We start from the raw sequence: 6,205 nt of genomic DNA on the forward strand, positions 1-6,205 counted from the left end.
TCGAGGTCCTGTAAATGCTCTCCGACTCCGACATACCTGATAGGTTTGCCAATGGACTCTTTGAAAGACAACACGGCACCGCCCTGTGCGGGTGAATCGAACTTCGTGAAGATCGCCCCGGTAAGCGGCGCAACCTTGTTAAAGCTCTGCGAAAGCGGAATAGCTTTTGATCCGATCATCGAATCGAGAACAATCAGCGTTTCGTCAGGGTGATACAACGCAGTAACCGTCTGCAGTTCATCCATGAGTTCGGTGTCGAAATCATGGCGTCCCTGCGTGTCCAGAAGCTGGACATCCAAGGATTTTTCCCGGGCAAATCGATCAGCACCGTGAACGAGATCCGCCAGACTCCCGGCATGTTCGCCGTAGAACTCGACCCCTGCATCAGACGCCAGCTTCTGTAGTTGCTGGTAGGCGGCCGGCCGGCCGTAGTCTCCAGGAATCAGAAGAGGGTAGTGGCCTTCCTTCTTGAAGAGAAGCGCCAGCTTGCCCAGTGTCGTCGTCTTGCCAGACCCCTGAAGGCCCACAAGCATGACCCGATACGGGATGTGCGTTATAGCGATGCCTTTGCCGCCCTGTCCTCCAAGTGCCTGCGTCAGCTGTTCATAGAGAACCTTGACCACTTGGTCACCGGGCGTGATACTCTTGAGGACCTTCTCGTCCAGGCATGCCTCACGCGTCCGTGCGATAAACGACTTGACGACCCGATAATCGACGTCAGCGCCAAGCAAGCCCAGCTTGACCTCGGCAAGCGCCGCATCGATGTCTCCCTGCGACAGCAGACCTTTGCGGCGCAGTCCATCGAAGACCCCACCGAACGCTTTCTTTACGGATTCAAACACTCGGCATTCCTACAGCTCGTGGCTGTTGCGGTTGATCAGCTTCTCGAACAGGGTCTTTAACTCGTCAAGCGTCTGTTTGCCTTCGCCACTGTGCGACTGCTCACAGCACTGGTCAAGTTTGGACATGATCTTCCGGAACATTACAACGTTCTTCTTGTAGTTGGCGATAAGCTGCAATTTGTTCTCGCAGCGCCTCATGCGTCCAAGTGAGCGACGGATGTGGTCATGGACAGCCTGTCGTGAAATCCGCAATTTGCGGGCGACCTCGGCGCCGGAGTAGTTCGGCTGAATGTAGAGTTCCAGAACCCCGAGCTCCTTCTTGGTGAGCAGGCCCGAGTAGAACTCAAGCAACTCACCGATCTCTTCCTTGCGCTTGATCTTCTTCTCGTGACCAGGAGTAATGTACACCTTTTCTTTCGCCTTACTCTGCATAGTTCAACTCCTTACCGGGATATGATGGAATAGCTACGTTTTTGTTGCTATTGATGCCTACTCCGACAGCAATATCATGTTCACAACATCGTCTTTGTCAAATGGTTTTATGCTCATAAGTGTTTCACCATTGCAGACCAGCTTTATCGGGATGCGCAGTTCACGCGCAATGCTCACGATACTGCCACCTTTCGCGCCGGAGTCGATCTTCGTGAGGATAATGCCCGAGATCGGGATCGCCTCACTGAATGCGCGGGCTTGCATGAGTGCATTCTCCCCGGTCGTCGCGTCGATGACCAGCAACGTCTCTGACAATGGCAGCCCGAACTTCGTCTCAATGACCCGGACAACTTTCTGCAGTTCAAACGTAAGGTTCTTCTTGTTCTCGAGGCGACCCGCCGTGTCGATCACCACGACGTCCACCTTGTCTGCCACAGCTTTCTGAAGTCCGTTGAACACGACACTGGATGGGTCCTGGCCCTCCACCGAGCGCATCATTGGGACGCCGACGCGATCAGCGAGGATGGCAAGCTGGTCAACCGCCCCAGCGCGAAAAGTATCGGCGGCGATCAGCAGGACAGTCCGATGCTGCTGCTTGAGCATGTTTGCCAGCTTGGCGATTGAAGAGGTCTTGCCTGCACCGTTGACTCCTGTAACGAGGATGACGGCAGGTGAACCCGTTGTGTGCAGCGTGCTGTCCAGATCAAGCACGGCGCTCAGCTTGCCACGGATACGCTCGATAACCTGTTCTGCTGTGGGACGGCCTAGCAGTCCACCCCTTCGCACTTCCTGCAGGATAGCCATCGTCGTGTCGACGTCGATGCCTGCGTCGATAAAAAGCTCTTCCAGAGCATCGAAATCTGCCGCCTCGCGGCGAGCGCGTCCGCCCTGCTGCTCTACGGTCTGTGCGGCGGCTGATACTACCGGCTCCTGTGGTTCGGCTCCGATCTCATGTGCCTCGACCGGAGATTTCTCCTGCACCGGCGTGTCCCCACCAAAGAGTTGCTTGACACGCAACAGGAAGCTCACTGACCGGACTCCCCTCGATGTGGGTGTTCGGAAACGAAAGCTTCAAGGGCCGCACGAGCGGCGTCCTCTTCGGCCTTCTTCTTGGATGACCCACGGCCCTCGCCATAGAGAACACTGCCAACATGCACCAGCGATGTGAATACGTCCGATCCGTCCTCGCCCCGCGCAACCTCCGTATCGTACGACGGCAGCAGGCGTATGCTCCGCTGCGTCTCTTCCTGCAGGGCAGTCTTATGGTCCAGGACCGCGCCGTTGTGCAGGTCGGCTATTGCCTTGTGGAATACGATGGTCACGAACTTCTCGGCCGCGTGCATGCCACTATCGAAGTATATGGCAGCCACAAGAGCCTCGAAGCCGTCCGCAAGAATGGCGGGCTTGCGTTCGTCGCGCAACTTGTCTTCGCCCTTGCCCAGCAACAGATACCTGTCAAGCCCAAGATCCAGCGCACGCCCATAGATGCCCTGCTCTTTGACCAGTGCGGCGCGCATCTTGGATAGGTCGCCCTCCCGGGCGTCTGGAAACTCCAGGAACAACAGTTTGGCAACAATGAAGTTCACGACACCGTCACCAACAAATTCGAGCTTCTCGTTCGACGTGTAGCTGTGGTGTTCACTGGCGAATGAGCTGTGCGTGAGAGCGACGACCAGATAGCGAAGATTCTTGAACGGCACCGGGAGCGTCTTGTTGAATTCCTCGGTCCGCTCCATCACGAGGGCACCGGTAAAATCATCCTTCGGAACGACGATCCGATGAATAGCAGTCCTGCGACTCCGATTCAAGCTATCTGTCATTTCCAGAGCGCCTCCAGCTTTGTCACAAGGCCTTCGTCGCTGACATTCCTGGCGACACGGATGGCGTGATAGATGGCCGTGGCATCGGACCTGCCATGACAGACGATGCTGATACCCTTGACTCCCAACATTGGGACACCGCCGTACTGGCTATAGTCGAGTTTCTCCTTGACGAGCCGCAGATTGCTGTGAGCCAGCACACCGCCTACCTTGCCCTTGATGGAGCTGCCAAGCGCTGTCTTCATCATACCAAACAGTGTTTCTGCCGTACTCTCCATGGTTTTTATGAAAATGTTGCCGGTAAACCCATCGCTGACCACAACATCCGCAGCATGTCGAAAAGCCTCTTTCGGTTCAATGTTGCCTATGAACCCGGGGCTTCTGGCTGCCAGAAGCTTGTGCGCCTCGATCATCTGGCGGGACCCCTTCTCGGCTTCCTCGCCAATGTTGAGGAGGCCAACCGTCGGCGTCTCCTTGCCCGTAACGAGGCGATAGTAGACCTGACCCATGCGCGCAAACTGCAGAATATTCTCTGGAACACAATCAGCCACCGCTCCAATGTCGATGAAGTAGAACGGTCCATCGGAGATCGATGGAATGGCCGTGATAAGGCCGGGACGAAGGACGCCGCGAATACGACCGAGGACAAAGAGGGAGATTGCCATCTGCGCGCCGGTATTGCCGGCGGAGACGATTGCCTGGCACTTGTTCTCTGCGACCAACTGGATGGCTCGGTACAACGACGAGTCCTTGCGCGTCCTCAGTACTTCGGATGGGTGGTCGTGAAACGTAATGACCTGGGTCGTTGGGACCACTTCGTACGAAAAGGGCTGACCCTCACGGTACTGGGACAATTCAAGATTAATGGCGACCTCATCGCCCACGAAGACGACCGTGATACCAAACTCGCGGGCAGCCTCTACAGCCCCCTTGATAATCTCATGGGGGGCATAATCGCCCCCCATGGCATCGACTGCAACTTTCATACGTTAGGCAGCAGGCTTTCCCTTCTTCTCTTCCTGTTTGACCACGAGCTTGCCATCGTAATACCCACAGTACGGGCAAATGTGATGTGAACGGATAGGCTTGTTGCAATGCCCACAAGGGACAAGAGGGCTATGATTGTTCCTGAAACGCATCTTGACCTTGCTGTATCTATTGCCCTTCCTGCTGGGGGTTATCTTCTTCTTTGGATTTGCCATTCAACTTCCTCCTGATCGAGAGTCACTGAACTACAATATTAACGATTTTTCCCTTGATTGCAACGACACGCTTGACAATGTGTCCGGCCGTATACTTGACAACGTAATCCTGAGCGAGCGCCAGGCTTCCCAGTTCCTCGTCGGTCGAGTCGGAAGAAACCAGCATCGAGCCACGCACCTTCCCATTGACCTGCACTGCGACCTCTACTTCGTTCTGGACAAGTTTGCTCTCATCCCAGGCGGGCCAGGGCTGTCTGTGAATGCTCTCTTCGCAACCGTACTCCTGCCAGAGTTCCTCTGTCATGTGGGGAGCGAAAGGGGCGAGAATGACAAGCAGCTGCCGCATCGCGGTTTGCCACTCGACTGTCGACAGCATGGTCTCGTCGTTCCGTACGGTCTCGGACAAGAAGTTGAAGTATTCCATGAACGCGGCCACTGCAGTGTTGAATTTGAACTTCTCGATGTCTTCGGTGATTTTTTTGGTCAGCTTATTGATCTGCAGTTCGAGCTTCGGGACCGAGGCATCCGTCAGATCCTCCCGTGATGCCTCGATGGTCCGCTGCGCGAGCTCCCACAAACGCTTTGTAAAGCGGTGCGCACCTGAAATGCCTTCCTTGGACCAGGCGACCTCCTGTTCAAACGGCGCCATGAACAATTCATACAAGCGCAACGTGTCGGCACCATACTGCTCGACAACCTCGTCGGGAGTAATGACGTTATGCTTGCTCTTGCTCATTTTCTGCCCGTCGTACGAAAGCAGCATTCCCTGGTTCATGAGGCGAGCGAACGGCTCCGTGAACCCGACCAGGCCCTCGTCGTACATGACCTTGGTCCAAAACCGGGAATACAGCAGATGCATGACTGCGTGTTCGGCGCCACCGACGTAAAGGTCGACAGGAAGCCAGTAGTCCACGGTCGCCCTGTCGAAAGCCGCCTTGTCGTTGTGAGGGCTGGTGTACCGCAGCTCGTACCACGAGGAACACGCGAAGCCGTCCATGGTGTCCGTTTCACGCCGGGCTGGTCCTCCGCACACAGGGCATGTTGTTTCGACCCATTCCTTGATGCCGGCCAGAGGTGACTCGCCTGTGCCGCTCGGTTCGTATGCCTGTACATCCGGCAATAGCACTGGAAGCTGATCCTCAGGAACGGGGACTGTTCCGCACTTCGGGCAGTGGATCATGGGTATGGGAGCTCCCCAGTAGCGCTGACGGCTGATGAGCCAGTCACGCATGTGGTAGTTGGTCTGCGCCCTTGCAAACCCCCTTGCTTCACCCTCTGCGACCATCGCCGCGAAGGCGTCCTCCGTCGTCAGACCGTCGAAGCGCCCCGAATTCACCAGCGCGCCGTGCTCAGAGTATGCATCATTCCAGGCAGTCGTCTCATATGTGACGTCCGGCCAGCCGATGACCTGACGGATCGGGATGTCATATCTGACGGCAAATGCGAAATCCCTGCTGTCATGAGCGGGAACGGCCATGATGGCACCTGTGCCATAGCCCATGAGCACATAGTCGGCGATCCAGACCGGGACCTTCTCACCAGAGAACGGGTTGACCGCGTAGGCCCCCGTGAAGACTCCTGTCTTCTCCCTGTCCGTCGACATGCGGTCGATCTCCGTCTTGGTCTTGCTGGCCGCGACATATGCATCGACCTCGGCATGCTGTTCGCTCGCAACGATCTCATGGATCAGAAGATGTTCAGGAGCCAGCACAAGAAACGTGGCTCCCATGATTGTATCCAGACGGGTTGTGAAGATGGCTACCGGATGCTTCGAGCCATCGCCGGCCGACACGATGTCAAAGATAACCTCGGCACCAACCGACTTGCCGATCCAGTTACGCTGCATGATCTTGATACGCTCGGGCCAGTCCACCGTATCAAGGTCGTCGGCCAGACGATCGGCGTAGTC

Annotated in this window: 7 protein-coding genes; all 7 read right to left on the reverse strand. The window is 56.2% G+C overall.

All coding sequences use genetic code 11. The annotated features are described in order from the left end of the window. Window positions 1–842, reverse strand: an 842-nt coding sequence (locus SMC5_RS02090) for a signal recognition particle receptor subunit alpha (RefSeq protein WP_207798972.1), incomplete at its 3' end; no start/stop codon positions are given. A 9-nt stretch (window positions 843–851) separates the two neighbouring features. Next, window positions 852–1,274: a hypothetical protein gene (locus SMC5_RS02095; protein WP_119119396.1), complete on the reverse strand. Its 423-nt coding sequence runs from the start codon at window positions 1,272–1,274 to the stop codon at window positions 852–854. A 57-nt stretch (window positions 1,275–1,331) separates the two neighbouring features. Further along, entirely contained in the window at window positions 1,332–2,303 is a 972-nt protein-coding gene (gene ftsY, locus SMC5_RS02100) for a signal recognition particle-docking protein FtsY (protein ID WP_119119397.1), read from the reverse strand. Beyond that, window positions 2,300–3,094 carry a ribonuclease III gene (gene rnc, locus SMC5_RS02105; RefSeq protein WP_119119398.1) on the reverse strand — a complete coding sequence of 265 codons (795 nt, stop codon included), beginning with the start codon at window positions 3,092–3,094 and terminating at the stop codon, window positions 2,300–2,302. Before rnc ends, ftsY begins: the two co-directional genes overlap by 4 nt. Next, window positions 3,091–4,080: a phosphate acyltransferase PlsX gene (plsX, locus tag SMC5_RS02110; protein ID WP_119119399.1), complete on the reverse strand. Its 990-nt coding sequence runs from the start codon at window positions 4,078–4,080 to the stop codon at window positions 3,091–3,093. The genes rnc and plsX overlap by 4 nt, the downstream gene beginning before the upstream one ends. A gap of 3 nt (window positions 4,081–4,083) precedes the next feature. After that, entirely contained in the window at window positions 4,084–4,296 is a 213-nt protein-coding gene (gene rpmF / locus SMC5_RS02115) for a 50S ribosomal protein L32 (protein WP_119119400.1), read from the reverse strand. A gap of 22 nt (window positions 4,297–4,318) precedes the next feature. Beyond that, on the reverse strand, window positions 4,319–6,205 hold a 1,887-nt coding region (gene leuS / locus SMC5_RS02120), incomplete at its 5' end, for a leucine--tRNA ligase (RefSeq protein WP_119119401.1).

Origin of the sequence: Candidatus Cryosericum odellii, assembly GCF_003570935.1 — a bacterium.
Classification (GTDB): domain Bacteria; phylum Caldisericota; class Caldisericia; order Cryosericales; family Cryosericaceae; genus Cryosericum; species Cryosericum odellii.

Bases quoted from the DNA above. Each gene is read 5' to 3' on its own strand.
- SMC5_RS02095 (WP_119119396.1), bottom strand. From the start codon at position 1,274: ATGCAGAGTAAGGCGAAAGAAAAGGTGTACATTACTCCTGGTCACGAG.
- rnc (WP_119119398.1), bottom strand. From the start codon at position 3,094: ATGACAGATAGCTTGAATCGGAGTCGCAGGACTGCTATTCATCGGATC.
- plsX (WP_119119399.1), bottom strand. From the start codon at position 4,080: ATGAAAGTTGCAGTCGATGCCATGGGGGGCGATTATGCCCCCCATGAG.
- rpmF (WP_119119400.1), bottom strand. From the start codon at position 4,296: ATGGCAAATCCAAAGAAGAAGATAACCCCCAGCAGGAAGGGCAATAGA.